This window comes from Streptomyces sp. 549 (assembly GCF_030124175.1).
GTDB lineage: Bacteria > Actinomycetota > Actinomycetes > Streptomycetales > Streptomycetaceae > Streptomyces.
The window spans coordinates 83,045-98,900 of sequence record NZ_JASKMT010000013.1; the positions used below are offsets into that span (position 1 = coordinate 83,045).

Here is a 15,856-nt window from a genome sequence, read left to right on the forward strand (position 1 = left end):
CACGTTGCGACGCGCCCGCACCCGAACGGACCGGACCGGACTCGGCCGGCTTCTACGACAGGAAGGGCAGGCCCATGAGCACCGCACCGGACGGCCCGCGCGAGCGGTGGGTCACGACGGCCGAGGGCGTACGGCTGTGCGTGGCCGAGTGGGGCGCGCCCGACCGGCCGACCGTCGTGCTGCTGCACGGCTACCCCGACTCCAAGGAGGTGTGGTCGCGCGTCGCCGCCCGGCTGCGCGACGACTTCCACGTCGTGCTGTACGACGTGCGCGGCTGCGGCCGGTCGTCCGCGCCGAGACCGCTGCGCGGCGGGTTCACCCTGGAGAAGCTGACCGACGACTTCCTCGCGGTGGCCGACGCGGTGAGCCGAGGCCGCCCCGTGCACCTGGTCGGGCACGACTGGGGGTCGGTGCAGGGCTGGGAGTTCGTCACCGTGCCCCGCACCGAGGGGCGGATCGCCTCCTTCACCTCGCTCTCCGGTCCCTCACTCGACCACCTCGGGCACTGGTTCAGGGAGCGCGCGGTCCGGCCCACGCCGCGCCGCGTCGGGCAGCTGCTCGGGCAGGGCGCGAAGTCCTGGTACGTCTACCTGCTGCACACCCCGAAGGTGCCCGAACTGGCCTGGCGCGGACCGCTCGGCCGCCTCTGGCCGGCCTTCCTGCGCCGGGCCGAGAAGGTCCCGCACGACGGCTACCCCACCGCCTCCCTGCCGGACGACGCCGCCCACGGCGCCTGGCTCTACCGCGACAACGTGCGCGCCCGGCTGACCAGGCCGCGCACCGACGCCCACGCGCACGCCCCCGTGCAGCTGATCACGCCCACCGGCGACGCCTTCCTCTCGCCCCGCCTGCACGACGGCCTGGAGCGGTGGGTGCCCCGGCTCACCCGCCGGACCCTGGCGGCCCGGCACTGGGCGCCGCGCACCAGGCCCGACCTCCTGGCCCGCTGGATCGGCGAGTTCGTACGGGCCCACGACGGGGACGGCCCGGGGCACGAGGTGCTGGCACGCGGTCCCTACGCCGACCGGTTCGGTGGCCGGCTCGTCCTCGTCACCGGTGCGGCGAGCGGTATCGGACGGGCCGTGGCGCTGGCCTTCGCCGCGGCCGGGGCCCGGGTCGTCGCCGTCGACGTCGACGGCGGGGGTGCCGCCCGCACCGCGGAGCAGGCCCGGCTGGCCGGCGCGGCCGGCGCCTGGCCGGAAGTGGTCGACGTCTCCGACGAGGCCGCCATGAGCGCGCTCGCCGAACGGGTCACCGCCGAGCACGGCGTGGTGGACGTGCTGGTCAACAACGCCGGCATCGGCCTGTCGGGCACCTTCCTCGACACCACCACCGACGACTGGCGTTCCCTGCTGGACGTCAACCTGTGGGGTGTCATCCACGGCTGCCGACTGTTCGGCAGCCGGATGGCGGAGCGCGGCCAGGGCGGGCACATCGTCAACACCGCCTCGGCAGCCGCCTTCGTGCCGTCCAGGGCGCTCCCCGCCTACAGCACCTCCAAGGCGGCGGTGCTGATGCTCAGCGAGTGCCTGCGGGCCGAACTCGCCGGCCAGGGCATCGGGGTGACCGCGATCTGCCCCGGCATCGTCGACACGGCCATCACCACCAGCAGCCGCTTCGTCGGCGTGGACGACAAGGAGCAGGAACGCCGCCGGCAGCGGGCCGCCCGGCTGTACCGCAGACGCGACTACCCGCCGGAGAAGGTGGCCGCCGCGGTGCTGCGCGCCGTCACGCACGACAGGGCGGTGGTCACCGTCACGCCCGAGGCGGCCGGCGCACGCCTGCTCGGCAGGCTGTCGCCGCGTGCCCTGTGCGGCCTGTCCAGAATCCGGCCCCGGCTGTGAACGGGCAGGCTGTGAACGGGCAGGCTGTGAACGGGCAGGCTGTGAACGGGCGGAGGGGCTGAGCATGTCCACCGGCGTGTACCGCATCGAGGACCTCGCCCGGCACAGCGGCTCCACCGTCCGGACCATCCGGGCCTACCAGGACCGCGGGCTGCTGCCCAAGCCGGAGCGGCGCGGGCGGGCCAACGTCTACGGCGGCGCCCACCTGACACGGCTGCGGCAGATAGCGGACCTGCTCGACCGCGGCTACACCCTGGCCAGCATCAAGGAGCTGCTGGAGGCGTGGGACGCGGGCCGCGGCCTGAGCGGGGTGCTCGGCCTGGTCGCCGAGGTCGACGGCCCGTGGACGGACGAGGCGCCGGACCGGCTGACCCGGGCCGAGCTGGACGCGCGCTTCGGCGGGCAGGCCGACGACACCGCCGTCGCGGAGGCCGTCGCGCTCGGCGTGATCGAGCCGGTCCCCGACCGGCCCGGTGAGTTCCTGGTGCCCAGCCCCCAGGAACTGGACGTGGCCGTCGAACTGCACGCAGCCGGGGTTCCGCTGGCCGCCATCACCGGCCATCTGCGGGAGCTGCGCGGGCAGGTGGAGCAGATGGCCGCCCGGTTCCTGGACTTCACCGGTGAGCACGTCTTCGCCCGCTTCCTGGCCCGCACCCCGACGGAGGCCGACGCCGCCGAGGCGGCCGGCCTGGTCCGCCGACTCCGGCCGCTCGCTCAGCAGACCGTCGACGCGGAACTGGCCCGCGCCATGCGCACACTGGCCGCCCGCGACCTGCGCACCCGGCTCGAAGCGGCCCTGGGGACCGCAGCGGGCCCGGGCCCGGCGGCTGAAGCAGCGCCAGGGACGGAAGCAGCACCGGGCACAGGAGCAGGACCGGGCACAGGAGCAGCACCGGGCACGGAAGCGGGACCCCTGTCTGCACGGCGGCCACGCGGTGACCGGCTGGTGCCGCTGCCCGGCACCGCGGCGCACGCGGTCGCCGACCTGGTCGGTGAGGAGAACGTGGCCGCCTTCGTCACCGCGGCCACCGAACGGGAGGTGCTGTCCCGGAAGATGGACCGACTCGCCACACCGCCCACCTGACCAGGGACATAGGCTTTGCCCGCCCGGTGCGGGCCCGCCCTCCCGGCGTGCCGGGACCGCGGCCGTGTCCGACCGTCACACCTGACCGCCAGGACCTTCACACCTGACCGCCGTATCTGAAAAGGGAATCCCGTGCGTTTCACTCCGCGTCGCAGCGCCTCCGCCGCGCTTGCCGTCTCCGCACTCCTGCTCGTCACCGCCTGCTCCGGCTCGGGCTCGGGCTCGGACGACGCGCCGGGCGAGAAGCAGGACAAGGCGAAGAGCGAGGTGTCCTCGTCCCCCACGCCGGAGAAGAGCGCCGCCGAACTCACCGAGGAGCAGGTGAAGGCCGCCGTGCTGAAGACCTCCGACCTGCCCGAGGGATGGAAGGCCGACCGGGAGGTGTCCGACAGCGAGTTGGCACAGGCCGAGTTCCGGATGGCGACGGCCGACAAGCCCGCCTGCCAGCCGCTGCTCGACTCCGTCGTGGCCTCGGACTCCGCACCGCTGCCGCAGCAGGCTGCGATAGCCGCGTTCCTCAAGGGCGGGGACGACGGGCCGATGCTGCTCAGCGGCGTGACCGCCTACAAGGAGGCGGAAGCCGTGCGGATGACGAAGGAGAAGCCCCTGGCCAAGGCCTGCCAGCGCTTCACCGCCGACTTCGAGGGCGAGAAGATCACCTTCGTCCAGAGCCAGTTGTCCGTGCCGGAGGTGGGCGAGCAGTCCGGTGGCGTGCGCCTCCGCACCGCGGACACGGACGGCCTGGGGTCGATGCAGTGGGACATCGGCTGGACCCGGGTCGGCGGCACGATCGCCAACGTGACTCTGCTCAGCTTCGAGAAGTCCGAGAGCGCCAGCTTCGACCAGGCTCTGACGAAGGCCGCGGAGAAGGTCGAGAAGGCCGGCAAGGCGCCGGCGGGGGACTGACCCTCCCGCCGGGCAGGCGCCCCACCAGAACACCGGCACGCTCCGGCGGTGGGCACTCACGGCGGTGGGCGGCCTCGGCGAAGGGCGCTCGGCGAAGGGCGGCGGTTCGGTGGAACGCCGCGCCGCCGGCTTCCCTCTTCTCCGCCGTGATGACCGACCTGCCACCCGAACCGACCACCGCGACCGTCGGCGGACGCACCTTCACCCTGCGACGGGTCGCCAGCGACCCGTTCACCCCGGCCGCCCTGGTGAACGGCCGGCAGGACTGGAAGCTGTTCGAGGGCGACGAGGTGGTCGCCGAACTGTGGGACGTCTGCCCGCCGGACCGGAGAACGGCCGTCCACGTGCTCCACGGCGACCTGCGGGGTGAGGAGCTGACGGTCGCCACCCGGCGGTCCCTGCGTGCGCGGCGACGCTTCGTGGAGTTCCGGACCGGCGGCAGGCGGCTGCGCATCGAGGCACGTCCCTTCGGCCGACGCGTGCGGGTCCGGCACCGGCTGGACGACGACCGGGAGGCGATCCTGCTCGGCCTGCTGGAGGCGTCGGGAGCCGAGCCCTTCCTCCTCGACTCCCCGCTGCGGACGGCGACCGGCGCGGGGGAGGACCGCGGCTGAGCGGTCCTCCCCCGCCGCTACCACCGGCAGCCGTCCGCAGCGTGAACCCGGGCTGTCGGCCGGTGTGCGCTTTGTGCACGCCCCGCCTTCCGACCAGCACCGATGGGTGCCGTCCTGGCCATCTTGGCGCTGTGGAAAGCGTGTTGACCACCACGCGGTGGACAGGCACCGAACCAGCCGGAATGACCGATTCCGCACGGGACAAGGTATTCGGTAACGTCACAAGAAGGGCACCGGGACGCCCCTCGTCTCCCACATCCAGGATGTGGATAACCTGTGGATAACTACACCCGCCGCCCCGGCACGACGGCGGAATCCAGCCGTCCGGAGCCGCCCGACGCCGTGGCGGTCAGGGCCGGCCCAGCTCGCGCGAGATGCGGCCCAGCTGGTCGAGGCGCTGCTCAAGCGTGGGGTGCGAGGACAGGAGCTTGCTCAACGACTGGCCGGAGAACGCCGGGGCGAAGAAGAACGCGTTGAACGGCTCGGCCCGGCGCAGGTCCCGGGTGGGGATCTGCGCCATCTGCCCGGTCACCTTGGTCAGCGCCGAGGCGAGCGCCGACGGCTTGCCGGTGAGCAGCGCGGCCCCGCGGTCGGCGGACAGCTCCCGGTACCGGGAGAGCAGACGGGTCAGCAGGAAGCTGATCGCGTAGACGACCACACTGACCAGGGGGACGATCAGCGCGATGATCGCGGTGTTGTTGTTCCGGCCGCCGCCCCGCATCATGCCGCTCCACAGGGCCATACGGGTGATCGTCCCGGCCAGCACACCCAGGAAGGACGCGAAGGTCATCACCGCGACGTCGCGGTGCGCGACGTGCGACAGCTCGTGCGCGAGCACGCCTTCCAGCTCCTCGGGCTCCAGCCTGCGCAGCAGCCCGGTGGTGGCGCACACCAGCGCCTTGTCCTGGCTGCGGCCGGTGGCGAAGGCGTTGGGCACGTCCGAGTCGGCGATCGCGACCCGCGGCTTGGGCATGTCGGCGAGCGCGCACAGCCGGTCGATGACGCCGTGCAGCTCGGGGGCCTGCTGCGGCGTGACCTCGCGGGCCCCCATGCTGTAGGCGGCGATCCTGTCGCTGAACCAGAACTGGGCGACGAACATGCCGCCGGCGAAGATCAGCACGAGCGGCCAGGCGTTCTGGAACAGCGCGATCAGCACGCCCATGAACACCACGTAGAGCAGACCGATGAGGAACATCGTGGTCACCATGCGGCGGGTGAGTCCCCGGTCGGGTGCGTAGCGTGTCGTCCGTGCCATCTGCCGTCGCCTCCTGACGCCGTGCGTTCATTGACGCCCTATCCCCGGACTGTACGCCTTGTCCGGTTTGAGTGACGTCAATAAGATCATCGTGTGATGCGCCCCGCTGATCTCCTGCCCCGGCAGGTGCGCCACAGGCCCGGGGCGTCGGACGCCGGACGTCACAGGCCCGGGGCGCCCCACACCGGGAACCAGCGGCCCAGGTCGGCCTCCACGGTCAGGTCGTCGGCGAGCAGCGCCTTCGTCTGGAGCTCCAGCGCGCCGTCGCGCTTCTCGCCCGTGCCGGGCAGCGGCGCGAAGGGGTAGAAGGTGCCGCGCTTGTAGAGGTAGACCAGCGCCAGCGGCCGGTCCTGCCCGTCCCGGAAGCCGACCAGCGAGCACAGCAGCTGCGGGCCGAAGCCGGCGTCCTGCAGGTAGGTGTTGACCGCGTGCAGGTCGTTGACGAGGGCCGCGGTGTCCTCGGGCTCGTGGCGGCACAGCACCCACGTGTAGCCGAACGAGTCCTGGCTGAACTCGGCGGCGCCGAGCAGCTGCCGCACCTCCTCCTGTAGGCGGGTGAACGCGCCGCCCTCGACGCCGGCGAAGCACACCGAGCCCAGGCCCGTGGGACGGAACCCGCCACCGGTCTCCAGAGTGATCGCGGCGGACGGCAGCGCGAACAGCTGGTCCAGGTCGGGCCGGGCCGGCTTGCGCCGCCCGAAGAGCGCGTCCAGGAAGCCCATGCTCAGTTCCCCCGTCCCAGCTGGGCGAGGCCGTCCACCGCGATGGCCTCGAAGGTCTTCTCGTCCGCGTCGAACATGGTGCCCGGCAGCGGCCAGTGCAGCACGAGTTCGTCGATGCCGAGCGCCGCGTGCGCACCGGCGAAGTCGACGAAGGCGTCGACCGAGTCCAGCGGACTGCCCGGGGTGAACCCGGTGAGCAGCACCTTGGGCAGCTCCGCCGGGTCGCGTCCCTCCTCGCGGCACACCTGGACCAGCCGGTCCAGCTGGGCGGCGACCGCGGCCAGGGACTGCGCTGCGGTACCGTCCGGGCCGACCTTCGGGTCACCGGTGGTGACCCACGCCTGCCCGTGCCGGGCCGCCAGCCGCATGCCGCGCGGTCCGGTCGCCGCGACGGCGAACGGCAGCCGGGGCCGCTGCACGCAGCCGGGGATGTTGCGCACCTCGTGGGCCGAGTAGAAGGCGCCCCGGTGGGTGGTGGCGCCCTCGGTCAGCAGCCGGTCCAGCAGCGGCACGAACTCGGCGAAGCGGTCCGCCCGCTGCCGGGGCGTCCACGGCTCCTCGTCCGCGCCCAGCAGCGCCGACGCGTCGAACCCGTTGCCACCGGCACCGATGCCGAGCGTGATCCGGCCGGCGGAGACGTCGTCCAGCGAGATCAGTTCCTTCGCCAGCGTCACCGGGTGGCGGAAGTTCGGCGACGTCACGAGCGTGCCCAGGCGCAGGCGCTCGGTCGCCGTGGCGGCGGCGGTGAGGGTCGGCAGCGCGCCGAACCAGGGGCCGTCGCGGAACGGCACCCGCCACGACAGGTGGTCGTAGGTGTAGGCGGTGTGGAACCCCAGCTCCTCGGCCCGCTGCCAGCGGGCCCGGCCGCCCTCGTGCCAGCGCTGCACGGGCAGGATCACGGTACTCAGACGCATGCCCCCGACCCTACGCGGGCTTCCCACCGCCACGGGCACACCGACGGCGAATGGGCCGGCCTCAGCCGTGTGAACGTACTGAACGCCGCTGAGGCCGCACCCGGCGCGCACTCGGCGCACTCCATGGTGCCGGTGCACCGTCGCTGTGCGGCATCGCGCCGCCGTCGCGCCGAGCTGAGCGCCGCCGGCCCCGCGGTCGGGCTTCGATCTTCTGGAACGCCGCGGTGGAGGCGGGAAACGACGAGAGCGGGCCCGGGCGGCCTCGCGGCGACGGGCATGGCTCATCCGGGCACCCTCCCGCACGTCTGTGCGTGCATATGCGCGAGGATGTCACCCGTGACTGACGCCGCCGCTACTCACCGTCGCCCTCATCTCCACTCCGGGCCGCCGCCCCGCCTGATCGCCACCGATCTGGACGGCACTCTGCTGCACGACGACCACACAGTCTCGCTCCGCACGGTGGCCGCGCTGGCCGCCGCCGAGCAGGCCGGGATCGAGGTCTTCTTCGTCACCGGCCGTCCGGCCCGCTGGATGCACGTCGTCAGCGACCACGTGCACGGTCACGGCCTCGCCATCTGCGCCAACGGCGCCGCCGTGGTCGACCTGCACCGGGGCGGGCACATCGTGGCGGTGCGGGACCTCCCGGTGCCGGCGGCGCTGTCCGTGGTCGGCGCACTGCGGGCGGCGGCCCCCGGGGTGAGCTTCGCGGTGGAACGCACCGGCGGCATCCACTACGAGCCGGACTACCCGCCGTTCTTCGAGGACCCCGGGGCGCTCATCGCGCCCGTCGGCAAGCTGCTCGCGGCCGACACGCCGCTCGCCGAGCAGCCCGTCCTGAAGCTGCTCGCCCACCACCGCACGTTCGACCCGGACGTCTTCCTCGACGACGCCAGGACGGCCGCCGGCACGTTCGCCTCCTTCACCCGGTCCAGCCCGTCCGCGCTGCTGGAGATCAGCGGGCCCGGAGTGAGCAAGGCCGGCACGCTGGCCCACTGCTGCGCGGAACGCGGCATCGCGCCCGAGGAGGTCGTCGCCTTCGGCGACATGCCCAACGACCTGGAGATGCTCAACTGGGCGGGCACCGCCTACGCCATGTCCAACGCACACCCCGCGGTGCTGGCGTCCACCCCGCACCGCACGCTGTCCAACAACGAGGACGGGGTCGCGGCGGTCATCGAGCGCATACTGACCGAACGCTGACCGAACGCTGGCCGCTGCCCGTCCGCCGGGACCGCTGCCCGTCCGCAGCCGGGACCGTCCCCCGTGCCGTCCCCGACGCGTCCCCCTCCCGCCCCTGTGCCGCCCCCGTCCCGCCCCTGTGTCGGCGCCGCCGGCCCGGGACGGGCGGCGCGAGGGAGCGTGCGGTGTTGCCGCCCGTGACGGGCGTTGGCTACGGTTCCGAGGTGACAGCGACCGGGACGGACGACGAGCGGCACGCCCGCCGTGACGTCCCGTCCCGCCGGGACACCGTCCACCCGCGTCCCGCCTCCCACTGGCGGCAGCGGGCCGCGACCGCCGTGCTCGGCGCGCTCTCCCTCGTCGCCGTCCTGCTCGGCACGCTCACCGTGCCGGGCGCCGACGCCCTCCCGCAACCCGCCCCGGCCGCCCATACGCTCCCGCCGCCCGCCCCGTCCGCCGCCTCCGGCGGGCTGCCCGAGCCGGACGACCAGCCGGACGCGGTGCCGGGGCACGCGGCGACCGCCGTCCCCGGGCAGGCCGCCCCGCAGCAGCAGCCGCGCGAACAGCACGCCTCCGCCGGGCAGACCGGCGGTGCGCTGCCCGGTCTGCGCACCACCACGCCGGTGCTGCCCGGCGGCAACACCGCTCCGGACACGGCCAGGCGTCCGCACACCCTGGGCGGCGCGGCGCTGCCCGACGTCCGGGGGCCGCCGACGACGGCCGGTGCCTGACACCGGTACCCGTCGTCCACGCGTGCCGCCGCCGCTTCGCGGCCCGGCCGCACCCTGCCCGTGGCTCCGCCCGGCTCCGGCCGGGCGCTGAGCGCTGCGCGGGCTGCCCCGAGGGAGTCGACCACCCCGTGACCCGTGCCACCGCGGTACGGGCGGTACTCGCGTTCGCCGTACTGCTCGTCTCCGCGATCGTCGTCCTGAACACCTCGCCCCGCCTGGGGCTCGACCTGCAAGGAGGCACCCGGATCGTCCTGGAGACCCGGGACTCGGCGTCCGTCACCGCCGACCGGGACACCACCGACCGCACCATGGAGGTGCTGCGCCAACGCGTCGACGCGCTCGGCGTCAGCGAACCCACGCTCACCCGCTCCGGCGAGCGCCGCATCATCGTCGAACTGCCCGACGTGCAGGACCCCCGGGAGGCGGCGGAGGTCCTCGGACGAACCGCCCAGCTGTCCTTCCACCCCGTCGAAGGCCCCGCCGACGCGCGCGAGGAGGACGCCGACCAGGGGGACGCCGCAGGCAAGGGCCAGAGGGACGCCGCAGGCAAGGGCGAGGTGCTGCCCGACGAGCGCGGGCAGCGCGTCCGCCTCGGACCGTCCGCGCTGTCCGGCGCCGACGTCGAGGACGCGGCGGCCATGGTCGACCCGCAGCGCGGCGGCGGCTGGTTCGTCACCGTCGACTTCCGCGGCGGCGGGGCCGGCTGGGCGCGGCTCACCGGTGACGCCGCCTGCCATCCGGCGGGCGACGACCGGCGCCGGGTGGCGATCGTGCTGGACGGCGAGGTGATCTCCTCACCTGCCGTGGACGGCGCGGTCAGCTGCGGCGGCGGCATCCGCGGCGGCACCACCCAGATCACCGGATCGTTCAGCCAGCAGGAGGCCGCCGACCTGGCCCTGCTCATCAAGGGCGGCGCGCTGCCCGTGCCGGTGGAGACCGTCGAGCAGCGCATCGTCGGGCCGACCCTCGGCGCGGAGGCGGTGAGCGCCAGCACCGCCGCTGCCCTCATCGGCATCACGCTGACCTCCTTGTTCGTCATCGCCGTCTACCGCTGGTTCGGGCTGCTCGCCGCGTTCGCCCTGGCCTGCTACGGGCTGATCTCCTATGCGGCCCTGCTCGCCCTGGGCGTGACGCTGACCCTGCCCGGCCTGGCCGGCTTCGTGCTGGCCGTCGGCATGGCGGTGGACGCCAACGTGCTGGTCTTCGAACGGGCCAGGGAGGAGTTCGCGGCGGCACCGCGACGCGGCCTGCCGCGCGCCCTGGGTGCCGGGTTCCGGAACGCCTGGAGTGCGATCGCCGACTCCAACATCACCACCCTGCTGGCCGCCGCGCTGCTGTTCGTGTTCGCCTCAGGACCGGTCAAGGGCTTCGGGGTGACGCTCGGTATCGGCGTGCTGGCGTCGATGGTGTCGGCGCTGGTGGTGGCCAGGGCGCTGGCCGAACTGTCCGCGGGCAGCGCCCTGCTGGCGCGGCGGCCCGCGCTCAACGGCCTCACCCGGCCCGGCCGGGTCCGGACCTGGCTGACCGTCCGCCGCCCGCGCCTGCTGCGCAGGCCGCGCCGGCTGCTGGCGGTGTCCGCGGTCGTGGTGCTGCTGGCCGGGACCGGACTGCTGGTCCGGGGGCTGGAGTTCGGCGTCGAGTTCACCGGCGGCCGACTCGTCGAGTACGGCACCGCACGCAGTGTCGACGTGGAGGCCGCGCGAAGCGCCGTCACCGCGGCCGGATTCCCCGAGGCCGAGGTGACCACGTCGGGGGACGGCGACCTGTCGGTGCGTGCCGCCGGGCTCGACGACGACGAGGAGGTCCGGGTACGCGACGCCCTCGCCGGGCCCGGCGGCACCGTCACCAAGCTCAGCGACGAGATGATCGGGCCCAGCCTGGGCGACGAGTTGCGGCGCAACGCCCTGATCGCGCTGGGCATCGCGCTCGTCGCCCAACTCACCTACCTGGCCGTGCGGTTCCGCTGGACGTACGCGGCCGGGGCGGTGACGGCCATGGCACACGACGTACTGGTGCTGCTCGGCGTCTTCGCCTGGTTGGGCAAGCCGGTGGACGGCGTGTTCCTGGCCGCGCTGCTCACCGTCATCGGCTACTCGGTCAACGACTCGGTGGTGGTGTTCGACCGGGTGCGGGAGCTGTGGGCCCGGGCCCGCCGCACGCCCTTCGCCGAAGTCGCCGAGACGGCCGTGCTCCAGACCGTGCCGCGCACGGTCAACACCGGCATGGGTGCGGTGTTCATCCTCGCCGCGCTGTTCGCGCTGGGCGGCGAGTCGCTGGCGGACTTCGCGCTGGCGCTGCTCGTCGGGCTGGTGGTGGGCACCTGGTCGTCGGTGTTCACGGCGGTGCCGCTGACCGTGGAGTGGGAGCGGCGGCGCGGCTCGCCGCCGCCGCGCCAGGTCGACCGGCGACGCGGCCGGAACCGGGGCCGGACCGCGCTGCCCGCCCATCTGGAGACCGGCGCCCAGGTGTAGTCCGCACCGGCCGCATGGGAGGCGAGCGGTGGGCCCGACGGCGAGGAACGTGCCTCTTGTTCCCCGCCGTCGGGCCCACGGGCGCACCCCCGCAGCGCCAACGGGCGCACCCCCCGCAACGCCGACACGCCCACCCCCGCAGCGCCGACGGGCCCGCCCGGCGGCGTCAGGGGCGGCCCGCGCCCACCAACTGCTCGGTGCGGCGCTCCCGTTCGACCATGTCCCGCAGCGGCCCCTCGGCCGCCGCGAGCCGGGCGTACGGGCCGCGCTGCACCACCCGCCCGGCGTCCAGCACCAGCACCTCGTCCACCTCGTCCAGGCCGGCCATCCGGTGTGTGATCAGTACCGTGGTGCGGCCTTCGGTGGCCGCCAGCAGGTCGGCGGTGAGCGCGTCCGCCGTCTCCAGGTCCAGGTGCTCGGCGGGCTCGTCCAGCACCAGGACGGGGAAGTCCGCCAGCAGCGCCCGCGCCAGGGCCAGCCGCTGGCGCTGCCCGCCGGACAGCCGGGCGCCGTGCTCGCCCACCGGGGTGTCGAGGCCGTCGGGCAGCGTCTCCACCCAGTCCAGCAGCCGGGCCCCGGCCAGTGCGGTGCGCAGCGCCTCCTCCTCTGTCGCCGGGTCGGCGTCCGGCCTGGCCAGCCGCAGGTTCTCCCGCAGCGTGCTGTCGAAGAGGTGCGCGTCCTGCGCGCACAGGCCGACCACCCGACGCACCTCGTCACCCGGCAGCCGGTCCGTCCGGGTGCCGCCCATCGTGACGCTGCCGGACTCCGCGTCGAGGAAGCGCAGCAGCACCTGGGCCAGGGTCGTCTTCCCGGACCCCGACGGCCCGACGACGGCGACCCGCCGCCCCGGCGTGAGGTCCAGGTCCACGCCGCGCAGCGCCGGGCGGTCCTGCCCGGCGTGCCGTGCGGTGACGTCCCGCAGCCGGATCGGGAAGGGTTCCGCCGGGACGGACTCCGGCTCGTCGGGCTCGCGGACCGGGTCCGGCGCGTCCAGCACCTCGTGCACCCGCTGGGCGCTGCGCCGCACCCGCTGCCGGTGCTGGACGGCCTGCGGCAGTGTCAGCACCGCTTCGAACGCGGCCAGCGGCACGAGCACGACCGTCGCCAGCCACACGCCGGCCAGCAGTCCGTCGTGCACCGCCTGGACACCGGCGACGGCCGCGGCGGCCACCGTCAGCCCCGTCAGCAGCGCGGTCAGGCCGCCGGCCGCCGCGGTCGCGGCGGCGGACCGACCGGCGATCCGGGTCAGCTCGCGGTCGGCGTCCCCGACCCGCTCCAGCCGTCCCGGCAGCGCGCCCGCCACCGTCAACTCGCCCGTGCCGGTGAGCAGGTCGACCGTGCGGGTGGCCAGCAGGCCGCGGGCCGGAGCGAGCCGGCGCTCGGTGCGCCGGGCGACGGCGGCGGTCAGCAGCGGCACCCCGAGCCCCGCGGCGAGCAGCCCGGCGGCCAGCGCGGCCCCGGCGGCGGGTAGCAGCCACGCGGTGAAGGCGACGGACACCATGCCGACGAGCAGCGCGGCCGACACCGGCAGCAGCCACCGCAGGAAGTAGTCCTGGAGCACGTCCACGTCACCGACCAGCCGGGACAGCAGGTCACCGCGCCGGGCCTGCCGCAGCCCGGCCGGGGCGAGCCGTTCCAGGCGGCGGTAGACGCCGACCCGCAGGTCGGCGAGTACCCGCAGCACCGCGTCGTGCGCGACCAGCCGCTCCGCGTACCGGAACACGGCCCGGCCGATGCCGAACGCGCGGGTCGCGGTGACGGCCACCATCAGGTAGAGCACCGGCGGCTGTTCGGACGCGCGGGAGATCAACCAGCCGGACACCGCCATGAGTCCGACCGCGCTGGCCAGCGCAAGCGCGCCCAGCACCGTGGCCAGCACGAACCGGCCGCGCAGGGCCCGTCCGGCGTTCCGCACCCGGGCCAGGGTCCGCACGGTGGCGTCCGGCCGGGCGTCGCGGGTCCCGTCCGGTCCGGCCGGAGGCCCGGGCGGCGCGGACGTGGGTGCGGCCGGGCCGGGCCCGGCGTCCGGCTGCTGTGCGGCCGGGGCGGTGAGGCTGAAGACGTCCGGGCCGAGGAGGCTGTCGCCGTCGTCCGTGCCGGGGCTGCCGCGACCGCCGGAGTCGGAGGCCGCCGGGCCGCCGGGGGTGCCCGGGGTCCAGGGCCGGTCAGGTGCGGACGCGCGGGCCAGGTCGCGGGCGGCGAGGTCGGCGGCCTCCCGGTCCTGAACCGGGACGGCGTCAGCACCCGGCTGCGCGGGCACCTCGGCGTGCAGCACCGACATGCCGACGCCGCCCCTGCCCGCACCTGCCCTGCCCGCACCTTCATCGGCCGCCGCGGCGTCATCGGCCACCACGCCGCCACCGGCCACCGCGGCGGCCGGGGAGCCGGGGAGGCGTCCGGCGCCGGAAAGGCCAGGGGCGGGCGCGGGGGCGGGGGCGGCGAGGCGCACCACCCGGTCGGCGACGCCCAGCAGCGCGGGGCGGTGCACGACCAGCAGCACGGTCCGTCCGACAGCCAGCCGGGCCACCGCCTCGACGACGGCGGCCTCGGTGCCGCCGTCCAGCGCCGCGGTCGGCTCGTCGAGCAGCAGCACCGGCCGGTCGGCGAGGAACGCCCGTGCCAACGCGACGCGTTGGCGCTGCCCGGCGGACAGCCCCGCACCACCCTCACCGAGTGGCGCGTCCAACGGCAGTTCGGCCGCCCCGGCGTCCCGCAGCGCGTCCCGCACCTGGGCTTCCGACGCGTCCGGGCGGGCCAGCCGCACGTTGTCGGCCAGCGTGCCGGCGAACAGGTGCGGGTTCTGCGGCACCCAGGCGACCCGGCGGTGCCACTCGGGCAGCGGCAGCGCGGCGAGATCGGTGCCGTCGACGAGCACCCGGCCCTCGTCGGGCCGGACGAAGCCGAGCACGGCGGCCAGCAGCGTGGACTTGCCCGCGCCGGACGGGCCGACCAGCGCCACCGTCTCGCCCGGCGCCACCGTCAGGCTGGTGGCCGGCAGCGAGGGCGCAGCGCGCCCGGCGTGCCGGACCACCAGACCCTCGACGGCGATCCCCGGCGCGTCACCTCCGCGGTTCGCCGCCACGGCGGCCGCCCCGGCGGCGGCGGTTCCGGCGGCAGCGGTTCCGGCCGCGGCGGTTCCGGCCGCGGCGGGCAGCGGGGTGTCGAGGACGGCGAAGACCTCCTCGGCGGCGGCGAGTCCCTCCGCCGCCGCGTGGTACTGCGCACCGACCTGCCGCAGCGGCAGGTACGCCTCGGGGGCGAGGATCAGCACCACCAGGCCGGTGTACAGGTCGAGTTCGCCGTGGACCAGTCGCATGCCGATGCCGACGGCGACCAGCGCGACGGAGATGGTGGCGAGCAGTTCCAGCGCGAAGGAGGAGAGGAACGCGATGCGCAGCGTCCGCAGCGTGGCCCGCCGGTAGTCGCCGGTGATGGCCCGGATGTTCTCCGCCTGCGCCTTGGCCCGGCCGAACACCTTCAGCGTGGGCAGCCCGGCGACCACGTCCAGGAAGTGGTGCGACAACCGGGACAGCATGCGCCACTGGCGGTCCATGTGGGACTGCGTGGCCAGCCCGATGAGCGCCATGAAGACCGGGATGAGCGGCAGCGTCACCGCGATGGTCAGGGCCGCGATCCAGTCCGACCAGAGGATGCGGGCCAGCACCACGGCGGGCACCACCGCCGCCAGGCCCAGTTGCGGCAGGTAGCGCGCGAAGTAGTCGTCGAGCGCGTCCACGCCGCGGGTGGCCAGCGCGGTCAGCTCACCCGTGCGCCGCGCCCCGAGCCAGCCGGGGCCCAGCGCGGTGGCGTGCCGCAGCAGCCGGGTCCGCAGCTGCGACTTCACCGCCGCGCTGGAGCGGTGGGCCGCCAGCTCGGTGAGCCAGGCGACCAGCGCCCGGCCCACCGACACCGCCACCAGCAGCATCAGCGGCGTGCGCAGCGCGGCGGCGTCCGCGCCCTGCTGGTAGGCCCGTACGACGATCTCGGCGATCAGCATGGCCTGCCCGACGACCAGCCCCGCGCCGGCCAGCCCGAGCAGCACCGCGGCGGCCAGGAAGAACCGGGTGGCACGGGCGTGCCGCAGCAGGCGCGGGTCGACGGGTCGCATGGAGGAGCACCTCACTCGGGCGGTACGT

Annotated in this window: 11 protein-coding genes; 7 read left to right on the plus strand and 4 right to left on the minus strand. The window is 75.0% G+C overall.

What is annotated here, in order from left to right:
• Nucleotides 1-74 precede the first annotated feature (74 nt).
• The 4 genes from QNO07_RS16490 (at nucleotide 75) to QNO07_RS16505 (ending at nucleotide 4,448) form a co-directional block, all read left to right on the plus strand.
• Nucleotides 75-1,844 (plus strand): SDR family oxidoreductase, encoded by a 1,770-nt coding sequence (locus QNO07_RS16490; RefSeq protein WP_283992778.1) that lies wholly within the window; start codon nucleotides 75-77, stop codon nucleotides 1,842-1,844.
• A gap of 64 nt (nucleotides 1,845-1,908) precedes the next feature.
• The gene (locus QNO07_RS16495) at nucleotides 1,909-2,928 is read left to right on the plus strand and encodes a MerR family transcriptional regulator (RefSeq protein WP_283992779.1); all 1,020 of its coding nucleotides are present in this window, start codon (nucleotides 1,909-1,911) and stop codon (nucleotides 2,926-2,928) included.
• Between the two features lie 132 nt (nucleotides 2,929-3,060).
• Nucleotides 3,061-3,834 carry a hypothetical protein gene (locus tag QNO07_RS16500; protein WP_283992780.1) on the plus strand — a complete coding sequence of 258 codons (774 nt, stop codon included), beginning with the start codon at nucleotides 3,061-3,063 and terminating at the stop codon, nucleotides 3,832-3,834.
• Nucleotides 3,835-3,983: 149 nt separating this feature from the next.
• A complete protein-coding gene (locus QNO07_RS16505; RefSeq protein WP_283992781.1) occupies nucleotides 3,984-4,448 on the plus strand; it encodes a hypothetical protein in 465 nt (154 codons plus the stop codon).
• Nucleotides 4,449-4,797: 349 nt separating this feature from the next.
• On the opposite strand, the gene htpX is transcribed toward QNO07_RS16505, so the two are convergent.
• From htpX to QNO07_RS16520, 3 genes are all read right to left on the minus strand, one after another.
• Nucleotides 4,798-5,703 carry a zinc metalloprotease HtpX gene (gene htpX / locus QNO07_RS16510; protein ID WP_283992782.1) on the minus strand — a complete coding sequence of 302 codons (906 nt, stop codon included), beginning with the start codon at nucleotides 5,701-5,703 and terminating at the stop codon, nucleotides 4,798-4,800.
• Between the two features lie 161 nt (nucleotides 5,704-5,864).
• Nucleotides 5,865-6,425: a PspA-associated protein PspAB gene (pspAB, locus tag QNO07_RS16515; RefSeq protein WP_283992783.1), complete on the minus strand. Its 561-nt coding sequence runs from the start codon at nucleotides 6,423-6,425 to the stop codon at nucleotides 5,865-5,867.
• A gap of 2 nt (nucleotides 6,426-6,427) precedes the next feature.
• Nucleotides 6,428-7,339 (minus strand): LLM class flavin-dependent oxidoreductase, encoded by a 912-nt coding sequence (locus QNO07_RS16520; RefSeq protein ID WP_283992784.1) that lies wholly within the window; start codon nucleotides 7,337-7,339, stop codon nucleotides 6,428-6,430.
• A gap of 327 nt (nucleotides 7,340-7,666) precedes the next feature.
• On the opposite strand from QNO07_RS16520, the gene QNO07_RS16525 reads away from it, so the two are divergent.
• The 3 genes from QNO07_RS16525 to secD all read left to right on the plus strand — a co-directional run bounded on the left by QNO07_RS16525 (nucleotide 7,667) and on the right by secD (nucleotide 11,720).
• Nucleotides 7,667-8,539 carry an HAD hydrolase family protein gene (locus QNO07_RS16525; RefSeq protein WP_502961865.1) on the plus strand — a complete coding sequence of 291 codons (873 nt, stop codon included), beginning with the start codon at nucleotides 7,667-7,669 and terminating at the stop codon, nucleotides 8,537-8,539.
• 203 nt (nucleotides 8,540-8,742) lie between these two features.
• On the plus strand, nucleotides 8,743-9,249 hold the full coding sequence (locus QNO07_RS16530) for a flagellar biosynthesis protein FlhF (RefSeq protein WP_283992786.1): 507 nt from the start codon (nucleotides 8,743-8,745) through the stop codon (nucleotides 9,247-9,249).
• A gap of 128 nt (nucleotides 9,250-9,377) precedes the next feature.
• Nucleotides 9,378-11,720 (plus strand): protein translocase subunit SecD, encoded by a 2,343-nt coding sequence (gene secD / locus QNO07_RS16535; protein WP_283992787.1) that lies wholly within the window; start codon nucleotides 9,378-9,380, stop codon nucleotides 11,718-11,720.
• 166 nt (nucleotides 11,721-11,886) lie between these two features.
• On the opposite strand, the gene cydD is transcribed toward secD, so the two are convergent.
• Nucleotides 11,887-15,828 carry a thiol reductant ABC exporter subunit CydD gene (gene cydD / locus QNO07_RS16540; RefSeq protein ID WP_283992788.1) on the minus strand — a complete coding sequence of 1,314 codons (3,942 nt, stop codon included), beginning with the start codon at nucleotides 15,826-15,828 and terminating at the stop codon, nucleotides 11,887-11,889.
• Nucleotides 15,829-15,856: the final 28 nt, after the last annotated feature.